General features: G+C 72.1%; 20 protein-coding genes, 1 tRNA gene and 1 other RNA gene. 11 read left to right on the top strand and 11 right to left on the bottom strand.

Features of this window, described 5'->3' with window-relative positions; genetic code table 11:
* Nucleotides 1-2 precede the first annotated feature (2 nt).
* Nucleotides 3-1,226: an MFS transporter gene (locus AC1DUE_RS06215; protein WP_477038528.1), complete on the bottom strand. Its 1,224-nt coding sequence runs from the start codon at nucleotides 1,224-1,226 to the stop codon at nucleotides 3-5.
* Nucleotides 1,227-1,365: 139 nt separating this feature from the next.
* On the opposite strand from AC1DUE_RS06215, the gene AC1DUE_RS06210 reads away from it, so the two are divergent.
* Nucleotides 1,366-2,025, top strand: coding sequence for a hypothetical protein (locus AC1DUE_RS06210; RefSeq protein WP_477038527.1), 660 nt, complete (start codon nucleotides 1,366-1,368; stop codon nucleotides 2,023-2,025).
* 16 nt (nucleotides 2,026-2,041) lie between these two features.
* Here the strand turns inward: AC1DUE_RS06210 and AC1DUE_RS06205 are convergent, their stop codons facing one another.
* Nucleotides 2,042-2,470 carry a hypothetical protein gene (locus tag AC1DUE_RS06205; protein WP_477038526.1) on the bottom strand — a complete coding sequence of 143 codons (429 nt, stop codon included), beginning with the start codon at nucleotides 2,468-2,470 and terminating at the stop codon, nucleotides 2,042-2,044.
* A 113-nt stretch (nucleotides 2,471-2,583) separates the two neighbouring features.
* Here AC1DUE_RS06205 and AC1DUE_RS06200 point away from each other — a divergent pair, with 113 nt between their 5' ends.
* The 4 genes from AC1DUE_RS06200 (at nucleotide 2,584) to AC1DUE_RS06185 (ending at nucleotide 7,334) form a co-directional block, all read left to right on the top strand.
* The gene (locus AC1DUE_RS06200) at nucleotides 2,584-4,092 is read left to right on the top strand and encodes an ATP-dependent DNA ligase (RefSeq protein WP_477038525.1); all 1,509 of its coding nucleotides are present in this window, start codon (nucleotides 2,584-2,586) and stop codon (nucleotides 4,090-4,092) included.
* Nucleotides 4,093-4,338: 246 nt separating this feature from the next.
* On the top strand, nucleotides 4,339-5,742 hold the full coding sequence (locus AC1DUE_RS06195) for a DUF2252 domain-containing protein (RefSeq protein WP_477038524.1): 1,404 nt from the start codon (nucleotides 4,339-4,341) through the stop codon (nucleotides 5,740-5,742).
* Between the two features lies 1 nt (nucleotide 5,743).
* Nucleotides 5,744-6,052: a DUF2314 domain-containing protein gene (locus AC1DUE_RS06190; RefSeq protein ID WP_477038523.1), complete on the top strand. Its 309-nt coding sequence runs from the start codon at nucleotides 5,744-5,746 to the stop codon at nucleotides 6,050-6,052.
* Between the two features lie 88 nt (nucleotides 6,053-6,140).
* Nucleotides 6,141-7,334, top strand: coding sequence for a BaiN/RdsA family NAD(P)/FAD-dependent oxidoreductase (locus AC1DUE_RS06185; protein ID WP_477038522.1), 1,194 nt, complete (start codon nucleotides 6,141-6,143; stop codon nucleotides 7,332-7,334).
* Here the strand turns inward: AC1DUE_RS06185 and AC1DUE_RS06180 are convergent.
* Nucleotides 7,331-7,771, bottom strand: coding sequence for a ScoMcrA-related endonuclease (locus tag AC1DUE_RS06180; RefSeq protein ID WP_477038521.1), 441 nt, complete (start codon nucleotides 7,769-7,771; stop codon nucleotides 7,331-7,333). The genes AC1DUE_RS06185 and AC1DUE_RS06180 overlap by 4 nt on opposite strands.
* Before the next feature lie 58 nt (nucleotides 7,772-7,829).
* Between AC1DUE_RS06180 and AC1DUE_RS06175 the strand changes: the two genes are divergently transcribed.
* On the top strand, nucleotides 7,830-8,678 hold the full coding sequence (locus tag AC1DUE_RS06175; protein ID WP_477038520.1) for a GNAT family N-acetyltransferase: 849 nt from the start codon (nucleotides 7,830-7,832) through the stop codon (nucleotides 8,676-8,678).
* Here AC1DUE_RS06175 and AC1DUE_RS06170 read toward each other — a convergent pair.
* Both AC1DUE_RS06170 and AC1DUE_RS06165 read right to left on the bottom strand, forming a co-directional pair.
* Nucleotides 8,675-10,108: an MATE family efflux transporter gene (locus AC1DUE_RS06170; protein WP_477038519.1), complete on the bottom strand. Its 1,434-nt coding sequence runs from the start codon at nucleotides 10,106-10,108 to the stop codon at nucleotides 8,675-8,677. The genes AC1DUE_RS06175 and AC1DUE_RS06170 overlap by 4 nt on opposite strands.
* A 95-nt stretch (nucleotides 10,109-10,203) precedes the next feature.
* Nucleotides 10,204-10,650: a MarR family winged helix-turn-helix transcriptional regulator gene (locus tag AC1DUE_RS06165; protein WP_477038518.1), complete on the bottom strand. Its 447-nt coding sequence runs from the start codon at nucleotides 10,648-10,650 to the stop codon at nucleotides 10,204-10,206.
* A 177-nt stretch (nucleotides 10,651-10,827) separates the two neighbouring features.
* Between AC1DUE_RS06165 and AC1DUE_RS06160 the strand changes: the two genes are divergently transcribed.
* Nucleotides 10,828-11,700: an alpha/beta hydrolase gene (locus tag AC1DUE_RS06160; protein WP_477038517.1), complete on the top strand. Its 873-nt coding sequence runs from the start codon at nucleotides 10,828-10,830 to the stop codon at nucleotides 11,698-11,700.
* Nucleotides 11,701-11,864: 164 nt separating this feature from the next.
* Nucleotides 11,865-12,842 (top strand): helix-turn-helix domain-containing protein, encoded by a 978-nt coding sequence (locus tag AC1DUE_RS06155; RefSeq protein WP_477038516.1) that lies wholly within the window; start codon nucleotides 11,865-11,867, stop codon nucleotides 12,840-12,842.
* Between the two features lie 178 nt (nucleotides 12,843-13,020).
* Here AC1DUE_RS06155 and AC1DUE_RS06150 read toward each other — a convergent pair.
* The 3 genes from AC1DUE_RS06150 to AC1DUE_RS06140 form a co-directional block, all read right to left on the bottom strand.
* Nucleotides 13,021-13,105, bottom strand: a tRNA-Ser gene (locus AC1DUE_RS06150).
* Nucleotides 13,106-13,156: 51 nt separating this feature from the next.
* Nucleotides 13,157-13,693 (bottom strand): DUF2510 domain-containing protein, encoded by a 537-nt coding sequence (locus AC1DUE_RS06145; protein ID WP_477038515.1) that lies wholly within the window; start codon nucleotides 13,691-13,693, stop codon nucleotides 13,157-13,159.
* Between the two features lie 13 nt (nucleotides 13,694-13,706).
* Nucleotides 13,707-14,984 (bottom strand): DUF2510 domain-containing protein, encoded by a 1,278-nt coding sequence (locus AC1DUE_RS06140; protein WP_477038514.1) that lies wholly within the window; start codon nucleotides 14,982-14,984, stop codon nucleotides 13,707-13,709.
* Nucleotides 14,985-15,073: 89 nt separating this feature from the next.
* Between AC1DUE_RS06140 and AC1DUE_RS06135 the strand changes: the two genes are divergently transcribed.
* Nucleotides 15,074-15,403, top strand: a complete 330-nt coding sequence (locus AC1DUE_RS06135) for a hypothetical protein (protein ID WP_477038513.1) — start codon at nucleotides 15,074-15,076, stop codon at nucleotides 15,401-15,403.
* Here AC1DUE_RS06135 and sthA read toward each other — a convergent pair.
* Nucleotides 15,393-16,841: a Si-specific NAD(P)(+) transhydrogenase gene (sthA, locus tag AC1DUE_RS06130; RefSeq protein WP_477038512.1), complete on the bottom strand. Its 1,449-nt coding sequence runs from the start codon at nucleotides 16,839-16,841 to the stop codon at nucleotides 15,393-15,395. The genes AC1DUE_RS06135 and sthA overlap by 11 nt on opposite strands.
* Before the next feature lie 91 nt (nucleotides 16,842-16,932).
* Here sthA and AC1DUE_RS06125 point away from each other — a divergent pair, with 91 nt between their 5' ends.
* Together AC1DUE_RS06125 and ffs are read left to right on the top strand one after the other, a co-directional pair.
* Nucleotides 16,933-17,673 (top strand): AAA family ATPase, encoded by a 741-nt coding sequence (locus AC1DUE_RS06125; protein ID WP_477038511.1) that lies wholly within the window; start codon nucleotides 16,933-16,935, stop codon nucleotides 17,671-17,673.
* A 7-nt stretch (nucleotides 17,674-17,680) separates the two neighbouring features.
* Nucleotides 17,681-17,777: signal recognition particle sRNA small type (gene ffs, locus AC1DUE_RS06120), an RNA gene on the top strand.
* Between the two features lie 76 nt (nucleotides 17,778-17,853).
* Here the strand turns inward: ffs and AC1DUE_RS06115 are convergent.
* A complete protein-coding gene (locus AC1DUE_RS06115) occupies nucleotides 17,854-18,819 on the bottom strand; it encodes a type IV toxin-antitoxin system AbiEi family antitoxin domain-containing protein (RefSeq protein ID WP_477038510.1) in 966 nt (321 codons plus the stop codon).
* Between the two features lie 259 nt (nucleotides 18,820-19,078).
* Nucleotides 19,079-19,501 carry an Lrp/AsnC family transcriptional regulator gene (locus tag AC1DUE_RS06110; RefSeq protein ID WP_477038509.1) on the bottom strand — a complete coding sequence of 141 codons (423 nt, stop codon included), beginning with the start codon at nucleotides 19,499-19,501 and terminating at the stop codon, nucleotides 19,079-19,081.
* Nucleotides 19,502-19,533: the final 32 nt, after the last annotated feature.

Here is a 19,533-nt window from a genome sequence, read left to right as displayed (position 1 = left end):
TTCTAGACCGACCTGTCCAGCGTACGACGCGGGATCAGCAGACCGACGAGCGCCACCAGGGCGAGCGCGATGACGAAGATCCCGTAGTCACGGGCCGTGGCGAGCAGGTCTCCGCTGTGCACGACCACCACGCCGGCCAGGACCGCGGGGACGCCGAGCCCCAGGTAGGACACCACGTAGAGCAGCGACAGCACCCCGGCGCGCTCGTCGGGGTGCGTCTGCGGGACGATCAGCCGGATACCGCCCTGGAACCCGGCGCCGAACCCGACCCCGGCGATCCCGGTGCCGACGAACAGCAGGACCGGCGAGAGCACCGTGACGCCGACGAGCACGACGAGGACGCCGGCGATCAGCGCGAGGATGCCGACGAGCAGCAGGAGCCGGGCCTCGACGTTGCGCAGGACCAGGACGGTCACGGCCGCGACGCCGGCCAGCACGAACAGCCCGAGGCCCGCGAGGGCGACGGAGTGCGAGCCGACGAGGGTGCTGATCAGGGCGGGTCCGAGCGAGCCGAAGAAGCCGGCGAGCGCCCAGACGGCGAACATCACGGGCAGTGCCGCGGTCGCCGCGCGGTGCAGGTGCCGGGGCAGCGAGAGGTGCGGTCGCGTGCTGGCCAGCGCGCCAGGAGTCTGCGGTGCCGTCTCGGGGATGCGCGCGACGAACAGCGCCTGGACCGCCAGGACCGCGACGACGACGAGGAAGATCAGGTGCTTGGGCGCGGGCAGGGTCGCGACGACGATCGAGGCGAGGATCGCGCCGAACGCGGTGCCGAAGCCCGGCGCGGCCGCGTTGGCCAACGTCCCCTTCTCGCGGTTTAGGTCGATCATCCACGCGCCGCCGGCAGCCACCGCTGCCCCCGTCGACAAGCCTCCGATCACGCGACCCACGAGCAGCTCGGGCACGCCGTGGGCGGTCGCGAGGACGAGCATGGCCAGCGCCTGGACGGCGATCGCGGCGAGCACGACGGGTCGTCGACCCAAGTGGTCGGACAGGCGGCCCAGGGTCAGGAGCGAGAGCAGGACCGCCACGGCGTAGGTGCCGAAGACCACGGTCGTGGTGATCGCCGAGAAGCCCCACTGGGCCTGGTAGATCGCGTAGAGCGGGGTGGGCGCGCTCGATGCCGCGAGGAACGCGACGAACACCGAGGCGATCACGGCGATGCCGCCACCACCGCTGAGACCGGCCCTCGTCTGGGGCGGCGCACCGAGCTGGATGGTCTGGGTCATGACGCCTCCCGGGTTTAGGTAGACCGGTCTGTCTAGTAGTTCGCAGGCGACATTAGACAGACCTGTCTATTCACGTCAAGAGGGCGACATGGGCCCGTGGGCATTGCGCGCGCCGGTCGGGTACCGAGATGCTCGGCCGGTGGCAGGTGACGCGAGCAACGATGACGGGTTCGGCCCCGGCGACGAGCAGGCCGCCCGGGACGCGGCGCGACGCACCCTGATCCGCAAGGACGCCCCCGACAACGAGGTCCCGGGCCTGGTCCGTGGACCGGCCGTGCTGCACCAGACCGCCGACTTCGCGTTCGCGCTGGCCGACACGAGGATCTACTCGGTCGGGCTGCAGTTCTGGTTCGGGCTCCGCAGCCGCAACCCGCAGGGGTTCGCGGGGCACGACATCGCGGCCGACTGGAGCACCCTGCTGATCGGCGTGGAGCTCGCCGACGGACGCCGCGCCATGTCCGCCGACCGCTGGTTCCAGCCGGGCGACGCACCGCAGGACGAGCCGACGATCGCGCGGCGCGGCGGCGTCGGGGCGGGCCGCAAGTTCGACGAGATCGTCTGGCTCACGCCAGCGCCGCCGCCCGGCGAGCTCGTCGTCGTGACGTCGTGCGAGGCGCTCGGCGTGCCCGAGACACGGCACGTCATCTCCGCCGAGGACATGGCCGCGGCGCGCGAGGCGATCATCGAGCTGTGGCCGTGGGAGCCCGTCCCCGAGCCCGAGGTGCGGCCCGCGCCGCTGCCGACGCTGCCGGCGGGCGGGTGGTTCGAGGAGACCGCGAGCCTGCTCGCGTTCGGCTGAAGAAGCCCGGCGGCCGTCAGACCCAGGTGCGGCGGACCGCCTCGACGATCTCGAGGTTGCCGTAGGTGACCGGGCTCGTCGCGCGGTCCTTGCTCGTGTACGGCGCCACGACGGAGAGGGCCGGACCCCCGTCGCGGTGCTCGATCGCCGCGCGGACGGCGTCGCCCCCGTCGTAGGTGATGTCGGCGACGAACGCGACCGCGCGCACGTCGTCGCGGGCTGCAGCGCTGAGGTAGAGGCTGTCGAGGATCGTCTCCGGGGAGGACATCGCGTCGTCGGCGGGCTTGAGCGGCGCCAGCGTGCCGGAGTCGTCGATCAGCAGGCCGTAAGGGGCGAAGCCCTTGTTCTTGGTGAGCAGCGCCTGTGCGCTCTTCAGCGCCGCCGTGACCAGGCCGTCGAGGTCGTCCAGGACGGCGGCCGGCGTGGTGTCTCTCCAGGAAGCCATGCCGGAGAGCGTAACGGCGCCGGGGTCTCGGGCCCGCGGCGCCCAGGTGGGAGGAGGGTCAGCCGCGCGTCGTCGCGCTCGTGGGTGTGGGTGGAGCGCGAGAGGATGCGGGCATGTTGTTCGCCGAGCTCGCCTCGACGTCGTCGTCGGTCGCTGCCACACGCTCCCGGTTGGCCAAGCGGGCGCTGCTGGCCGGTCTCCTGGCGCGGACGCCCGCCGACGACGTCGCCGTCGTGTCGCGGTACCTCGGCGGCGAGCTGCGGCAGCGCCGGACCGGGCTGGGGTGGAGGTCGCTCGCCTCGCTCCCGTCGCCGGCAACGGAACCGTCGTTGACCGTCGCCGACGTCGACCTCGCGTTCGAGCAGATGGCGTCGCTGTCCGGGCCGGGCTCTTCGACGGAACGGGGTGCGCTGGTCGTCTCGTTGTTCTCGGCCGCGACCGCAGACGAGCAGGCGATGCTGCGTGGCCTGGTGACCGGCGAGCTGCGGCAGGGGTCGCTGGACGCGCTGCTGCTCGAGGCGGTGGCCGAGGCTGCCGGGGTGCCCGCCGACACCGTTCGTCGCGCAGCGATGCTCGCGGGGGCGACCGAGCCGGTGGCCGTCGCGGCCTTGACCGCCAGTGATCCTCTGGGCGCGCTCGCGTCGTTCGGGCTCGTCGTCGGGCGGCCCGTGCGGCCGATGCTCGCGCAGTCCGCACCGGACGTCCCGGGCGCGTTCGACGCGCTGACGCCGCCGGTCGTCGTCGACACCAAGCTCGACGGGATCCGGATCCAGGTGCACAAGCGTGGCGACGAGGTCGGCGTCTTCACGCGGTCCCTCGACGACATCACCGCGCGGGTGCCGGAGATCGTCCAGGTCGTGCGTGGCCTGGCGTCCTCGTCCCTGGTGCTCGACGGGGAGGCGCTCGCGGTCGGCCCGGACGGGCGCCCGCGACCGTTCCAGGAGACCGCGTCCCGGTCCGCATCCGCGCCCAGCGACGTGGTCCTGACGCCGTTCTTCTTCGACTGCCTGCACGTGGACGGCGCGGACCTGCTGGACGCGCCGCTGCTCACCCGGTTGGCCGCCCTGGACGCCGTCGCCGGGCCGTGGGCTGTGCAGCGGCTGGTGACGTCGTCGGTGGACGAGGCCTCCGACCGCTTCCTCGAGGTCGTCGCCGCCGGCCAGGAGGGTGTCGTGGTGAAGTCGTCGACCGCGCCCTACGAGGCCGGCCGACGCGGCGCCGGCTGGGTCAAGGTCAAGCCCCGGCACACCCTCGACCTCGTCGTGCTCGCGGTCGAGTGGGGCTCGGGCCGTCGTCGCGGCTTCCTGTCCAACATCCACCTCGGCGCCCGCGACCCCGACGGCGGGTTCGTCATGCTGGGCAAGACGTTCAAGGGGATGACCGACGAGATGCTCGCGTGGCAGACCGAGCGGTTCACCGAGCTGAAGACCGACGACAACGGATGGGTGGTGACGGTCCGCCCGGAGCAGGTGGTCGAGATCGCGTTCGACGGCCTCCAGCGCTCGTCGCGCTACCCGGGCGGCGTCGCTCTGCGGTTCGCCCGCGTCCTGCGCTACCGCGACGACAAGACCGCCGCAGAGGCCGACACGATCGAGACCGTGCGGGCGCTCGCCGCCGGCTGAGGCCGTTCTGACGCGTCGCCAGGACCCTGAGCAGGCGCCCCGAGGCCCCGGGAGCATTGCTCGAACCAAGGCCCCGGGGGCGTCTTTCGAGGGTTACACATCATGCGTTTCCGCCGGATTTCGGCGGCTCCCGCGGGCCGGTTCGTTCGCCCGATGTTCACCTTCGGCCCGGCGGGCGGTCGAGCGCCCGGCCGTGTGAGCGTTACCGTGCGAGGAGGCGGGGGTGTGGAGTCGAGGAGGCACGGGATGACGACCGGTCATGTGGTGCTGGCCAGCGCGGACAGCAGCGACTACGCGTCGCTTCGTCGTCGGCCCGCCACCCGTGAGGAGCGCTACGCGACGGGCCGGGCGCTGCGCGACTCGGTGCCGCGCTCGGCGCTCGGCGAGTGGGCGCCCGCGGACCGTGACCCCGTCGCGCAGATCGAGGAGAGCCACCAGGGGCGGCTCGACCGGCTGGTCCCCCTGCGCGTCGGACGCATGGCCGCTTCGCCGTACGGGTTCCTGCGCGGGTCCGCGGTCGTCATGGCCAACGACCTGGCGACCCTGCCCGCGACGGGTATCACCCCGGTGGTCTGCGGGGACGCGCACCTGGGCAACTTCGGGTTCTACGCCTCGCCGGAGCGCGACCTCGTCATCGACCTGAACGACTTCGACGAGGCCCACCCCGGCGCCTGGGAGTGGGACCTGCGGCGGCTCGTCGCCAGCATCTGGGTGGCGGGTCGGCAGAACAACGCGTCCGAGGAGGCGTGCCGTTCGGCGGTCCTCTCGTGCAGCGCGGCCTACCGCGACGAGATCCGGCGCCTGGCCGACCGGCCGCTGCTGGCCCGCTCGTTCGAGCGCCTGGACGTCGACCGCATCCACGAGCGCGCGCCGAACGGCACGCTCGCGGCCGAGATCGACCGCGCCGCCAAGCGCGCCCGCACGCGCACCAGCGACCGCGCGCTCCCCAAGTTCACGTCGTCCGACGGGGGACAGCGACGGATCGTCGAGCAGCCGCCGTTGATCACGCGGCTGCCGGACGCCGAGGCCGACGCCGTGGCCCAGGGGCTCGACGACTACCTCGCCACGCTGGCCCCGCACTGGCGGCGCGCGCTCGGCGGCTACACGCTCGTCGACGTCGCCCACAAGGTCGTCGGCGTCGGCTCGGTGGGCCTGCGTGCCTACATCGCGCTGCTCGAGGGCTCGAGTCCCGACGACGTCGTCTTCCTCCAGCTCAAGCAGGCGCGCCGGTCGGTCCTCGCCCAGCACGTGCACGGCGACAGCGCCTGGCACGCGCACCAGGGCCAGCGCGTCGTCGAGTACCAGCAGGCGCTGCAGACCGTCAGCGACCCCCTGCTGGGGTGGACGAACGTCGGCGGGCTGCAGTTCTACGTGCGCCAGTTCCGCAACATGAAGGGGACGGTCGCGCTCGACGCGATCGACGCCGCCGCGCTCGCGGACTACGCGGCCATCGTCGGACGGCTGCTGGCCAAGGGGCACGCACGCACCAGCGGCGCGTCGATGATCTCGGGGTACGCGGGCCGCTCCGACAAGCTCGACGTCGCGATGGCGCGCTTCGCGCTCGCGTACGCCGAGCAGACCGAGGCCGACCACGAGTCCCTGGTGCGGGCGGTGTCGTCCGGCCGGCTCCCGATCGAGCGCGGGGTCTGACGTGTTCCGACGACGCACCGAGTGGACCCTCGCCGATGGCGACGAGCGGCACCGGCTCGCGCCCGAGACGTTCCGGGTGCCGAGCGACGAGGCGAAGGCCGCCGTCCGGGCGGGCGATCTGGTCAAGCTGATCTTCGAGCCGTCCACCGGGATCGCCGAACGCATGTGGGTGACCGTGACGACCGGCGGCGACCAGCTCGTCGGGACCCTGAACAGCGACCCGGCGGAGCTGCACGGGCTGCACGCCGGCGACACGGTCCCGTTCGAGCGCCGCCACGTCATCGCGATAGGCCGTCGTCCGACGGACTGAGACTCGGTGCCCGTCCGGCGTACCACGGGCGTGCAGCAGGGTGTTCTGGTCGGTCGGTTGTCGACCCGTCGTCGGGTACGTTCGGCCGATGCGGACGGCGAGCGTGGTCGGGGGTGGGCCGGCCGGGCTCATCGCCGCCGAGGTGCTCGCCCGCGAGGGCGTGGCTGTCACGGTGTTCGACCGGATGCCGTCGCCCGCGCGCAAGTTCCTGCTGGCCGGGCACGGCGGGCTGAACCTCACGCACTCCGAGGACCGCGCGCCGTTCCTGGCCCGGTACGGCGCCTCGGCCGACCGGCTCGCACCGATGCTCGAGGTGTTCGGGCCCGACGACCTGCGGTCGTGGTGCGACGGTCTGGGGGAGCCGACGATCGTCGGGTCGAGCGGGCGCGTGTTCCCCCAGTCGTTCCGCGCGACTCCCCTGGTCCGGGCCTGGCTGACGCGGCTGGCCGACCTCGGCGTGGTGATCGAGCGGCGGCAGCGGTGGACGGGCTGGGCGGGGACGGGGCTGTCGTTCCTGGGTCGCGACGATGCGACGGGCACCGTCGAAGCCGACGTGACCGTGTTCGCGCTCGGTGGCGCGTCGTGGCCGCGGCTCGGGTCGGACGGCGGATGGGTGGAGGCGTTCACCGAGCGGGGTGTCGAGGTGCACCGGCTCCGGCCCGCGAACGTCGGGGTGCGGGTCGGCTGGAGCGCGACGTTCGCCGACCGGTTCCACGGCACGCCCCTCAAGCACGTCGGCGTGACCGTCGGCGGGCAGCGGTCACGCGGCGACGCGATGGTCACGCGCACCGGACTGGAGGGCGGCCCGGTCTACGGGGTCGGTGCCGCCATCCGCGACGCGCTCGACGCCGGCACGTGCGTGGCGGAGGTCGACCTGCGGCCGTCCCTGACTCTGTCCGAGCTCACCGAGCGGCTCGCGCGACGGCGCCCCAAGGACTCCGTCTCCAACTGGTTGCGCCGCTCGATCGCGCTCGACCCCGTGTCGATCTCGCTGCTGCGCGAGACGACGGCGGCCATGCCGAACGACCCGGCGACGATGGCCGCGCTGGTCAAGGCCGTGCCCGTGACCATCAGCGACACGATGCCGATCGCGAAGGCGATCTCGTCGGCGGGCGGCGTCGCGTGGTCGGAGGTCGACGAGTCGCTCATGCTCCGGCGCATGCCGGGGACGTTCGTCGCGGGCGAGATGCTCGACTGGGAGGCGCCGACGGGCGGCTACCTGCTGCAGGCGTCGTTCGCGACCGGGGTCGTGGCCGCGCGAGGCGCGCTGGAACGGCTCTAGCCGCAGTCGTCGCAGATGCCCGTGGCGGGCAGCGTCATCAGGCACGTGGGGCAGATCTGCGGCTCGGCCACGCGCGCGGCGGGGGTGCGCGTGCTGGTGCTCGTCGCGCGCGTGGTGCGCGTCCTGGTCGCGCGGACCGGCACCGGGCGCGGCGCGGAGACCGGTTCGCTCACCTCGAAGCCCCGCTTGCGCAGGATCTGGACCGCGTCCTGCATCCCGCCGTGGAACTCGTCGGACGTGGCGAGGCGTCCGGTGGCGTACCGGTGCGCGACGCCCAGGACGGCTCGCGCGTCGTAGCGGCCGCCCTCGTGGACCACCGCGTATGCGGGCGTCGGGGCGAAACCGTAGATGTCGAGGAACTCGTCTCCGCCCCGCTCGTCGTACTCGGCGATCGCCTGGAGGACGTTGTGTCTCGTCACGGAGGAGAAGGTTGCCACGGTGCCTCAGCCTACGTCGGAGCGGGCGGACTGGTCGGCCCGGTGTGAGGATCGGGGGATGCTGGGGTCACCGCGGGTCGAGGGTCTGGGCGAGGCGCTGGACGCCCTGCGGTCGTGGCAGCACGAGGGTGCGCCGATGCAGCTGCACCCGGGGGACGTCGGCTGGCTCTGGCGGTTCGGTGCGKCGGCCGKGGCCGACGCGGTGCGCACGTGGCGGCGCGGGGACCAGATCCTCGCCGTCGGGATGCTGGACGGACCGGACCTGCTGCGGATGACCGTGGCGCCCGAGGCGTTTCGCGACGAGGAGCTGGCGCGCACGATCGCCGCGGACATCATCGGCGGCGTCCTGCCGGCGGGGGAGGCGGCAGTCGAGGCCCCGCCCGGCGCCCTCGTCGACGAGGTGCTGGGAGAGCACGGTTGGAGCACCGGCGAACCCTGGACCCCGCTGCGTCGTGACCTCACCGAGCCCGTTCCCGAACCGGGACTGCGGATCGAGGTCGTCGGTCCCGACCTCGTCTCCGACCGCACCGCCGTGCAGCGTGCCGCGTTCGAGCAGTCGATCTTCACCGACGAGCGCTGGCACGCGATGGCGGCCGGTCCGGCGTACGCGGACGCCCGCTGCCTCGTCGCCTATGACGCGACGGATGCGGCAGTGGCGGCCGTGACGGTGTGGTCCGCCGGCCCGGGCCGGCCCGGACTGATCGAGCCGATGGGTGTCCACCGCGACCACCGCGGACGCGGCCACGGCACCGCGATCACCGTGGCCGCCGCTGCCGCCCTGCGGGCGATGGGCGCGTCGAGCGCGCTCGTCTGCACCCCCAGCTCGAACACCGGAGGCGTCGCCACCTACCGGGCCGCGGGCTTCGAGCCGCGACCGGAGGTGCGCGACCGCGTCCGCGTGGCTTAGGCGGCCTGCTCGAGGACCTCGTCGGCGCGCTCGGGGCTGCCCTCGGCGAGGCCGCGGTCGATCGAGCGGCGGGTGGCGAACCACATCGCGACGCCGACGACGAGCACGGCGCCCTCGGTGACGGTCAGGGCCCAGATGATGCCGGTGAGCCCGAACCAGAGGTTGCCCAGGAGCACGACCGGGATGAACAGGACTCCCTGCGTGACCGACATGACGGTCGCCGGGACGGCCCGGCCGGTCGCCTGGAACAGCGAGGTCAGCAGGCCCGCGAACCCGTTCGCGACCATCGCCACGAGCTGCGCGGCGAGGATCGTCACACCGACGGTCAGGACCGACGGGTCGGCGACGAACATCGAGAAGACCTGGTCGCGGAAGAGCAGGATCGTCGTCGCGAAGAAGAGCGTGATGCCGCCGACCGCGATCGCCGAGGTGCGCACGGCCGACGTCAGACGCGCCTTGTCGCCCTTGCCGTAGGAGTAGGCGAGGAGCGGGAGCACACCGAGCGTGATGCCCATGACCAGGAACTCCGGGATCTGCGCGATGCGGACCGCGACGCCCATGGCCGCCAGCGCGCCGTCGCCGTACGCGACCGCGAGGTTGTTCAGCACGAGCGACGTGACGATGAGGAACCCGGCCTGCAGGAGCTCGCTGACGCCGACGCCGAAGACCGGCTTCAGGACGGACGGCGAGAGCGTGAACCAGCGGGGCGCGGCGCTCATGTGCTCGCTGTGCCGCTGCAGCCAGACGATGAAGTAGGCGACGACCCCGAGGTTCGACAGGCCCACGGCCAGGGCCGCGCCGGCGACACCCCAGTGCAGGACGAGGATGAAGAGCACGTCGAACGCGAGGTTGGCGATCGTCGACGCGATGAGCGCGACCATCACCTGGCGGGCGGCGCCCTCGGCCCGCACGAGCTGCTCGAGGCAGAAGGCCGCGGCGAGCACGGGGACGAAGGCGAGCATGACGCCGACGAACGCGCTGGTCGCGGGCACCGCCGCGGCGTCGGCACCGAGCAGCGTGACGAGCGGGTGCAGGAACACCAGCCCGAGCCCGCCGAGCACGGCCCCGGCGATGACCGAGCCCCAGACGGCGAACGACGAGACGTGCTTGATCTGGCCCGCCTTGGCGGGCTCGTTCTCGGCCGCGCCGAGCAGCCGCGAGACGAGGGCACCCCCACCGACGCCGAACACGCCGCCGACGGCCATGACGAGACCGAGGATCGGTGCGCCGAAGGTGACGGCCGCGAGGAGCGCGTTGTCGTGCAGCGAGCCGATGAAGCCCGCGTTGATGAGGTTGTAGACGGCGCCGACGATGAGGGCGGCGGCCATCGGTACGCAGAGGTGCAGGAGGGCGCGCAGGATAGGCGCGGAGGACAGGTACCAGCGGTTGGTACCGACGGCTTCAGGGGCTTCGAGGGTCGTGGTGCTCATGGCTGTGCCTCTTTTCGGGCAGGGTCGAGCGCGCGCCGGCGCGGGCCGGGTCGTCGAGGGGAGTCTTGGGTGCGCGGTCGGGCCGCGCGTTCGCGTCAGTCGCGGGTGGGTTGTGGCAGGACCGCGGTGATCTTGGTGAGCAGGGCGTGCAGGGTGGCGCGCTCGGTCTCGTCCAGCGGGGCGAGGATCGTCTCGTCGGCGGCGGTCATGGCCGTGTCGAAGCCCGCGATGAGCTCGGTGCCGGCGGTCGTCGCGTAGACGCGCTTGCTGCGCTCGTTCTCGGGGTCCGTGCGTCGCTCGACGAGGCCGCGCCGCTCGAGCCCCTGCAGGAGGCTCGAGACGCTTGCCGCGCTCGTGCGGGTGATCTGCGCGATGTCGCGCTGGATGGCACCGGGGTTCTGGACCAGGTAGCCGAGCACGAAGCTCTGCGCGTGGCTGAGGTCGCGCTCCCGGATCCAGGCCTCGCCGGCCCGCATCTGGGCCCAGCCGATCCAGCGGACGAGTCCGAGGCTGGTGGCGAAGGCGTTCTCCGGTGCATCCATAGTCAGAACTCTAATTGTTAGAACTCGAACTGTCAACCGTCGAACTGGGACCGGCTTCCGCTGCTGGGACGTGCACGCACGGCACAGATCCGCGCATCCTCGACCAACTCGCCCGTCGCGCTCCGACCTAGCGTCCCTTGGCATCCACCTGCACGAACCAGGGAAGGCGATGACGTCATGAGCGAGTCCCCTCGACAGACACTGACCGAGCGTGAGCTCGCCGAGCTCGAGGCAGCCAACGGCTCGGGTCGACGACCCGTGATGTTCGTCCACGGGCTCTGGCTGCTGTCCAGCAGCTGGGATCGTTGGCGCACGCTGTTCGAGGGGGCCGGCTATGCGACGGTGGCTCCCGGCTGGCCCGACGACCCGGAGACCGTCGCTGAGGCGAGGGCCAACCCCGAGGCTTTCGCGCACAAGATGGTGCAGGCCGTGACGGACCACTACCTCGAGGCGGTCCGCGAGCTGACCGTGAAGCCCGCGATCGTCGGCCACTCCTTCGGCGGTCTGATCGTGCAGAAGATCGCGGGCGAGGAGGTCGCCGCCGCGACGGTGACCATCGATCCCGCCCCGGGCCGTGGTGTCCTCCCGCTGCCGGCATCTGCTCTCAAGGCCGGCTCGCCGGTTCTGGGGAACCCCGCGAACTCCCGCCGCGCCGTGACCCTGACGTTCGACGAGTTCGTGTACGGCTGGGCCAACAACCTCGAGGAGGACGAGGCCAAGGCGCTGTACGAAGACTTCCACGTGGCCGCGTCGGGCGTCCCCATCTTCCAGGCTGCCGCGGCCAACCTGAACCCCTTCAGTGAGGCGAGGGTGGACTACAAGGCGCCGGACAGGGGGCCGCTGCTGGTCGTGTCCGGGGAGAAGGACCACACCGTCCCGCACGCGATCTCCTACGCCGCCTACAAGAAGCACAGCAAGAACGCCTCCGTGACGGAGTTCGTGGAGATGGCGGGCCGTGGCCACTCGCTGACCATCGACCACGGGTGGCAAGAAGTCGCTCAGACCTCGCTCGAGTTCATCGAGCGCTTCGCCCCGGCCTCGCCCGCGTAGTCCCGACCTCCGACGGTGGTGTGTGCTGAGCGTGCAGTCCTCGGTGCCGTGTCTGCGGCTCGGCCGCGGCGGGGTTGTGCGCTGAACAGACCGCGACGATGCTGGACCCGCCTGGCCACCGGGCCGCCACATCGATGCTCACCGGGCAGGGATGGGGTGCGGGCATGACGACCGTCTGGAGCGCCACCGAGGCGCCGGGCGCCGATCGCGCCGCCGCCGTCCGTGACGCCGTCGGCAGCAACGTCGTCCGCGTCGACATCGACCTGCCGGAGGATCCCCGCGACATCGACGTCGAGCTGGCCCTCTCGGCCGCCGGACCGGTCCAGGTGCTGACTGTGCGGTCGATCGCGACGACCGTGACTCGCAGCCCCCGGCTTGCGCACGACGGTTCGGAGCCCCAGCTGTTCCTCACACTGCAGGGCAAGGGCGGCTCGGCGATGGCTCAGCACGGCCGGCATGTCCGGTTGGGCACGGGCCAGTTCGCCGTCTACACGACGACGAGCCCGTACACACTGATGTTCGACGGTGGCCTGGACGCGCACTTCTTCCGGATCCCGATCGCCGAGCTCGCGCTTCCCGACTCCGCCATCCGCGAGGTCTCCGCCCGAGCGCTCGGGGGCAACGATCCGGTCGCAGCACTCACGTCCTCGTATCTCGGCCAGCTCGCCCTGAGCCCCGGACTGCGGTCCCGTGCGGTCGCCGACAGCCTGGCCCAGCCCACGATCGACCTGGTCCGCGCGGCCCTGGTCTCCAGCCTCGGTGACCCTGCCCTCGGCAAGGAGTCGCTGCAGACCACTCTGGAGATGCGGCTCCTCGACTACCTGCGCTCGCACCTGGCCGACAACGACCTCAGTCCTGGGAGCGTCGCGGCGGCGCACAACATCTCGGTCCGGCACCTCTACACGGTGCTCGGTCGCTCGGGTGTGAGCTTCGGCGACTGGGTTCGCACGCAGCGGCTGGAGGCATGTCGCCGCGAGCTCTCCCACCCGCACGCCCGGTCGCGGACGATCGCCTCGATCGCCCGCCAGTGGGGCTTCCTGGACGCGACGCACTTCAGCCGGGTCTTCCGGGAGGCGTACGGCATCACGCCCCGGGAGTGGCGCGAGCTCAAGACCGAGCAGCGAGCGCCCGGGCTCGCCTAGGAGCGCGGGACCGCGGGCCAGGGGCTCAGCGATGCCGGCGTCCCGGACCGACGCCACGATCACGGCCACCCCCGACAAGGGGCGACGATCGGACCGACGATCGCCGACAGCGTCACGCCCCGGCGGCTGCGGCCATGCGAAGGGCCCGTGAGCAGCTGCTCACGGGCCCTTCGACCGGCGGAGGATGGGGGATTCGAACCCCCGAGGGCTTTCACCCAACACGCTTTCCAAGCGTGCGCCATAGGCCACTAGGCGAATCCTCCCGGCCGACAGAGGATACCCGAACGCGGGCTCCTGACCGAACCGCCCCGGGCTCAGGTGTCCCAGGTGTACCAGAGCAGGTGCGTGCGCTCGTGGTCGATGTACAGGTCGATGGTCACGGGGCCGCTGGAGCCGTCGGGGCGGGTGCCCATGGCGGAGCAGCTCATGACGAACGCCTCGGCGCCCGGCGCGGGGAGCCGGACGATGTCGCGGGCGTCGCGCGCGACCGCGGCGCCGGTGACAGAGGCGAGCGGGTCGAGGTCCTTCTCGACGGCGGCCAGCTGGATGGCCTCGTCGGCGACGTCGTCGCACGTCATCGTCGTCACGGATCCGACGTTCCCGCGGTCGTGCTGCTCGCGGTAGACCGGGATGGCAGCGGCGACCAGCAGGGCGACCACCACCGTGCCCGCGACGATGCCGCCGACGATCAGCAGACCGGTCCGCGGTGCCCGCCGGGTCGGCTCGACGGCAGGCGGGACCGCCCCCGTCGGCGCCGGACCGTAGTGCTCGGTCCAGAACCGGCCGTCGAACCAGCGGACCGCGGACGGGTCCTTGGGGTCCGGGTACCAACCGGGTGCCGCGTTGTTCATGGTCCTGTCCGGATCACTCGTCCCAGGCGTAGGCGACGAGCTGCTGGGTGCTCGAGTCGATGTAGAGGTTGGCCGTGACCGGCGCCGTGGTGCCGTCCGGCTTGGTGCCGGTGCCGACACAGCTCAGGACGAATGCCGGGTCCCCGCCCGCGGACGGGACGCGCACCGAGCCGCGGTTGTCCTGCGACATCGACACCCCGGTCATCGAGACCAGCGGGCCGGCGTCCTGCGACTGCCCGGCGTCGGAGATCTGCACGGCGTAGTCGGCCACCTGCTCGCAGGTCACCCCGTCGAGACCGATGCCCGACGCCTCCGACCTGGCGCGCTGGTTGAGGTACACCGGGATGGCGATCGCCGCGAGGAGGGAGATCACGACGAACCCGACGACGATCGACGCCAGGACGATGAGCGTGATCTTCCCGCCGCCCATCTTCTTCTTGGCGGGCTGCTCCCACGGCTGCGGTCCGCCCTGCCAGGGCTGGCCGGGCGGCGGGAAGCCGGGTGCCGGTGCGGTCGGGGGCGCCGGGAAGGCGGCGGGCGCCTGACCGAACGGTGCCTGGCCGAACGCGGCCGGCGGCTGCCCGAACGGAGCGGGCGGCTGCCCGAACGGGACGGGGGCCGGAGCGATCGGGGGGAGCGACTGGGCCACGTAGGGCGGGAGATCGGGCTGCGCGACGGGCGCAGGTGCGTACTCGGCGCCGTACTGCGCCGGAGCCGGCGCGAACTCGGCGCCGTACTGCGACGGAGCCGGCGTGAACTCGGCGCCGTACTGCGCCGGGGGTGCCGACGGGGCCGGCGCGTACTGCTGCGGAACGCCGGGCATCGCCGGCGGTGCCGGTGCGAAACCCTGGCCGTAGGGCGGCGCGGCCGGCTGCGCGTAGGGCTCGGCGGCGGCCTGCTCGGGGGCGGCGGGCAGCTCGGGCGCGACCGGCTGCTCGGGTGCGGCCGGCTGCCCGGGAGCGGTCGGCTCGGCGACGGCAGCAGCCGCGGGCTCGTCGTACCCGTACTCGTCCTCGAACTCGTCCGGCTCGTCGGGCTCGAGCAACGGGATGACCATCGCGACGGGCGGGTGCGGGCTGGGCACCTCCTCGGTGCGCGCCGGCAGCGTCGCGACGGCGGCGCGGGGGCGCGTCGCCTCGGCGGCCTCGGCGGTCGGTGCGGGTGGCGGCAGAGGGGCGGATCCGGGTTCGGGCGCGGGCTGGCTGTTCGCCGTCCAGGTCTGGCCGTCGAACCACCGCACGCGTGTCCGGTCCGCCGGGTCGCGGTACCAGCCCTGAGGTGTCGTGTTCATCGTGAAATGGACATCGGCACGGAGAAGCCGCTGCTGAAGCCCGAGTTTGTTGCCATTGCGTGACGGCTCAGCCACGTAGTCTGCGCGCCATGGACGCGACCGAGGCGGTTCCGCCTGCCCCAGCGCCGGGTCGGCGGAGGCGGACGCTCCTCGTCGTCGGGGTCGCCCTCGCCTGCGGGTTCATCGCCTTCATGTCCGTGATCGTGTGGGCGCTGCAGGGTCTCGACACCGCCGAGGCGCGTGGGTCCTGGCCTCTGGTGGTCCTGGCCGTCGCCGTCGTCACACCGCTCGTCGTCGGCTACGTGCTGCGACGATGGCGCGGGGTCAGCTGGGGTGCGCTCGGCCTGATCGGAGGGGTCTTCCTGACGTTCGTCGGCGTCTCCGTGGTCGGGCTCGTCGTCGCGTCCGTCAGAGGCTGAAGCGCGCCACCTGGCGGATCTTGTTGGTCGCGTCGAGCGCGGCGACCTTGTACGCCTCGGACAGCGTCGGGTAGTTGAGGACGGTGTCGACGAGGTAGTCGACGGTCCCGCCGCACGCCATGATCGCCTGGCCGATGTGCACGAGGTCCGTGGCCGACGTCCCGAAGATGTGCACGCCCAGCAGCTCGCGGGTCTCGGTGTGCACCAGCAGCTTGAGCATCCCGTACGAGTCGCCGACGATCTGCCCGCGGGCCAGCTCGCGGTAGCGCGCGACGCCGACCTCGTAGGGGACCGCCGCCGTCGTGAGCTCCTCCTCGGTGCGACCGCAGTAGGAGATCTCGGGGATCGTGTAGATGCCGATGGGCTGGACCGACTGCAGCTCGCGGGCCGGCTCCCCGAACGCGTGGTACGCCGCGAGGCGCCCCTGGTCCATGCTCGTCGCCGCGAGCGCGGGGAAGCCGATGACGTCGCCGACCGCGAAGATGTTGGGCACGATCGTCCGGTACTGGTCGTCGACCTTGATGCGTCCGCGCGAGTCCGCCGACAGGCCGGCGTTCTCCAGCTGCAGCGAGTCGGTCTGACCCTGCCGGCCGGCCGAGTACATGACCGCGTCGGCGGCGATCCGCTTGCCCGACGCGAGGCGCGTGACCGTCCCGTGCGTGTTGCTCTCGACGCCGGCCACCTGCTCGCCGAACCGGAACGACACCGACAGGTCGCGCAGGTGGAACTTCAGCGACTCGGCCACCTCGGGGTCGCACATCTCGAGCATCGCGGGCCGCTGGTCGATGACGGTCACCCGGGTGCCGAGTGCCGCGAACATCGACGCGTACTCGATGCCGATGATCCCGGCGCCGACGACCACCATCGACCCCGGAACGCTGTCCAGCTCGAGCACGCCGTCGGAGTCGAGCACCCGGCTCTCGTCGAACTGCACGGTGTCGGGGCGGTGCGGCTTCGAGCCGGTCGAGATGACGACGAACCGCGCCGTGATCGTCGTCGGATGGGCCCCGCCGTCCTCGACCGCGATCGTGTGCCGGTCCACGAACGAGCCCGTGCCGTTGAGGATGTCGACGTGGTTGCGCAGCAGCTGCGCGCGGATGACCTCGATCTCGCGGCCGATCACGTGGTGCGTGCGGGCGAACAGGTCGTCCATCGTGATGTCGGACTTCACGCGGTAGCTGGCGCCGTAGACCTCTCGCTGCGCCATGCCGGTGAGGTACATGACCGCCTCGCGCAGAGTCTTGCTGGGGATCGTGCCCGTGTTGACCGACACCCCGCCCATCATGTGCCGACGCTCGATGATCGCGACCTTGTGCCCGAGCTTCGCCGCGGCGATCGCCGCCTTCTGGCCGCCCGGTCCGGAGCCGATGACGGCGAGGTCGTAGTCGTAAGGACCTTCGTCGGGAGCAGGCACGTCCAGCACTTCCTCAACCGTCATGAGCGCAGTCTGCCCACAATCCTGCTCCTGCGTGAGGGCCTTGGCACATCGGTAACCCACCGGACACACCCGGATGTGCTGAGGTGTCCCGATGAGCCCTCTGCCCGTGCGCGCCGTCCGCGTCCAGGACCGGGAGCCGGTCCCGCGCGACGTCTGGTTCACGCACGTGCCCGCGGTGGCGCAGGTGCTGCGCGAGGGCTGGCCGCTCGACCAGGTCACGGTCCTCGTCGGCGACAACGGGGCCGGCAAGTCCACGCTCGTCGAGGCCGTCGCGATGGCGTTCGGCATGGGCGCCGAGGGCGGGTCCACCGGCTCCATGCACGCGACCCGCGCCACCGAGTCCGACCTGTGGCAGCACCTGCTCCTCGAACGCGAGGCCGGAGGACCTCGGCGCGGGTACTTCCTGCGCGCCGAGACGATGCACTCGTTCTACACGTACCTCGAGGCGAACCCGGGAGGGCCTGAGCCCGCCTTCCACGAGATGTCGCACGGCGAGTCGTTCCTGTCCCTCATCACCGACCGCATGACGCCCGATCGCCCCGGCTTCTTCCTTCTCGACGAGCCCGAGTCGGCCCTGTCGTTCACCGGCTGCCTCGCTGTCGTCTCGCACCTGACCACGCTGGTCCGCACGAGCTCGTCGCAGGTCCTCCTCTCGACCCACTCGCCCGTGCTCGCGGCCATCCCGGGCGCGACGATCTACGAGGTCGGCGACTGGGGCATGCGCCGCAGCGAGTGGGAGGAGCTCGAGCTCGTCCAGCGCTACCGCGGCTTCCTCGACGACCCTCGGCGCTACCTGCGGCACGTGATCGAGGACCCCTCCTGGCTGGGCTAGAATCGTCCACGACCCCTCGTGCGGCGTCATCTCGCTGAACTCCCCCAGGGCCGGAAGGCAGCAAGGGCAGGTGAGCTCTGGCGGGTGTGCGGGGGGTCCTCGCATGCCCGGAGCCGGGCCGTGACCCGCACCCGCACCCGACCGCCCCCGCTCGGCTCCGCGAGAACAACCTCAACGACGTCATGAGAACGCTTGCCGTTCATATCCTTGTTCTCGAGCGGCACCCAGGGCGTCGCGGACGGTGAGACCCACCGTGCCGATGTCGTGGTGGGTGAACCGCAGGAGGTCGATCGCGCCGCGCATGAGCATCGCGTTCTGGCGGCTGCGGTCTCGAAGCAGCGCATCGGGTCGTTCGTGGAACTCGCGCCCGTCGATCTCGGCGACGAGCCACCGGTTCCCCGGCAGCCGCCATCCCATGTCGCCGCGCCCGAGGAATCGGCCGTCGGGTGCCTTGATCTCTACCTGCAGCTCGTCCGGCGCGACGCCGGCGTCCACGCAGTCGAGCCGCGCAATGGTCTCGAGCGGAGACTCGGCGCGACCGTCGACGAGGGCGATCCAGGCTGGCGCCTCCGCGCAACCGCGTCGACCGCTCAACCGGGTCTGCAGGCCGTCCAGCTGGGTCGGCGAGAGCATCCCGCGATGGACGAGGTCGTCGAGAACTGCCACGGAATGGACCCGCCCCAGTGCCGGGATCGCGGTGAGCAGCGCATACGGCACCGTCGCGATCCGGCGGTCGCCGAACCGGGTCGACGCGACCTCGGCGAGCTGTCGCACGAGCATGCCGTCGCGGTGCTTCCCGAACACCCCATGGGGAAGCGTGACCTCGGGACGGATGTCCAGCGGGAGCCCGCGGACACCGTGCAGCGCCAGGGCGGCAGGACCGACGGCGACCGCGTCCGGACCGTAGGCGAGCATGCCGAGCCACGCAGCGCGTCGTCGGCGATGATCCGGTTCGCGTCGGCGGTCGCGCGCCGGCTCGGTGTCGTAGACGCCCCGCGTCGGGCGAGCCCAACGGCCATCGGCGACCAGGCGGCTCCGCATCCCCATCGTGACACCGAGTGCATCGCACTGGTGCGACGAGACGAGGTCCTCCTGGCGATAGGCGAGCGAGCGCAGCGAAGCCGGCGGCTCGAACTTCGGGCGCATGCCTGATCCGACCATCCGGACCTGCCGCGCGAGAGCGACCCCGCACTCGCCGAACCACACCGGGGCTGTGGGCACGTCACGGCCGCCCGGCCCCTGAGCCCGATGTACGCCGCGAGAACAACCTCATGAACGCCAAGAGCATTCATGACGTCGTTCAGGTTGTTCTCGCGCGGGCAGGGGCGGGGGCGGGGGCAGGGGCGGGCTCGGGGAAGGGGCGCGGATGAGCGGCGGCGGGCCGGGCGGGGGCGTCGCTCGGTCTTCAGCCGCGCAGGGCCAGGCGGGTGAACGTCTGACCGGCGCCGGCTTCGCGCTTGAGCCGGCGGACGAGCTGGTCCAGCGCCGACGGGTCCGCGACGACCGCGTGCAGCAGGTAGTCGTACGAGCCGGTCACGTGGACGGCGTCGAGCACCTGCGGGAAGCCGCGCGCGAGCGCCGCCGTGAACTCCTCGTTCGTCGTCCCGTCGGCCATCCGCACCTCGACGAAGACCTCCAGACCCGCCGGCAGCGACGCGGACGAGCCGGTCAGGACGGTGAAGCCGCGGATCGTGCCGTTGTCGACGAGGCGGCGGACGCGGTTGGCGGCAGCGTTCGGGGACAGGCCGACCCGCTCGCCCAGGTCGCTGTAGGGAAGCCGCCCATCGAGCGTCAGCTCGCGCAGGATTGCCTCGTCGATGGGGTCCATGCAGCGATCATCGCAGCTCCACGACGATATCC

The sequence above is a fragment of the Cellulomonas sp. P4_A2 genome, assembly GCF_056402515.1.
The sequence above is the reverse complement of the archived record's forward strand: the minus strand, read 5'-3'. Positions and strand labels throughout refer to the sequence as shown.

Bases quoted from the DNA above. Each gene is read 5' to 3' on its own strand.
- AC1DUE_RS06215 (WP_477038528.1), bottom strand. From the start codon at position 1,226: ATGACCCAGACCATCCAGCTCGGTGCGCCGCCCCAGACGAGGGCCGGT.
- AC1DUE_RS06205 (WP_477038526.1), bottom strand. From the start codon at position 2,470: ATGGCTTCCTGGAGAGACACCACGCCGGCCGCCGTCCTGGACGACCTC.
- AC1DUE_RS06200 (WP_477038525.1), top strand. From the start codon at position 2,584: ATGTTGTTCGCCGAGCTCGCCTCGACGTCGTCGTCGGTCGCTGCCACA.
- AC1DUE_RS06195 (WP_477038524.1), top strand. From the start codon at position 4,339: ATGACGACCGGTCATGTGGTGCTGGCCAGCGCGGACAGCAGCGACTAC.
- AC1DUE_RS06185 (WP_477038522.1), top strand. From the start codon at position 6,141: ATGCGGACGGCGAGCGTGGTCGGGGGTGGGCCGGCCGGGCTCATCGCC.
- AC1DUE_RS06170 (WP_477038519.1), bottom strand. From the start codon at position 10,108: ATGAGCACCACGACCCTCGAAGCCCCTGAAGCCGTCGGTACCAACCGC.
- AC1DUE_RS06165 (WP_477038518.1), bottom strand. From the start codon at position 10,650: ATGGATGCACCGGAGAACGCCTTCGCCACCAGCCTCGGACTCGTCCGC.
- AC1DUE_RS06160 (WP_477038517.1), top strand. From the start codon at position 10,828: ATGAGCGAGTCCCCTCGACAGACACTGACCGAGCGTGAGCTCGCCGAG.
- AC1DUE_RS06155 (WP_477038516.1), top strand. From the start codon at position 11,865: ATGACGACCGTCTGGAGCGCCACCGAGGCGCCGGGCGCCGATCGCGCC.
- AC1DUE_RS06145 (WP_477038515.1), bottom strand. From the start codon at position 13,693: ATGAACAACGCGGCACCCGGTTGGTACCCGGACCCCAAGGACCCGTCC.
- AC1DUE_RS06140 (WP_477038514.1), bottom strand. From the start codon at position 14,984: ATGAACACGACACCTCAGGGCTGGTACCGCGACCCGGCGGACCGGACA.
- AC1DUE_RS06135 (WP_477038513.1), top strand. From the start codon at position 15,074: ATGGACGCGACCGAGGCGGTTCCGCCTGCCCCAGCGCCGGGTCGGCGG.
- sthA (WP_477038512.1), bottom strand. From the start codon at position 16,841: ATGACGGTTGAGGAAGTGCTGGACGTGCCTGCTCCCGACGAAGGTCCT.
- AC1DUE_RS06125 (WP_477038511.1), top strand. From the start codon at position 16,933: ATGAGCCCTCTGCCCGTGCGCGCCGTCCGCGTCCAGGACCGGGAGCCG.
- AC1DUE_RS06115 (WP_477038510.1), bottom strand. From the start codon at position 18,819: ATGCGCCCGAAGTTCGAGCCGCCGGCTTCGCTGCGCTCGCTCGCCTAT.
- AC1DUE_RS06110 (WP_477038509.1), bottom strand. From the start codon at position 19,501: ATGGACCCCATCGACGAGGCAATCCTGCGCGAGCTGACGCTCGATGGG.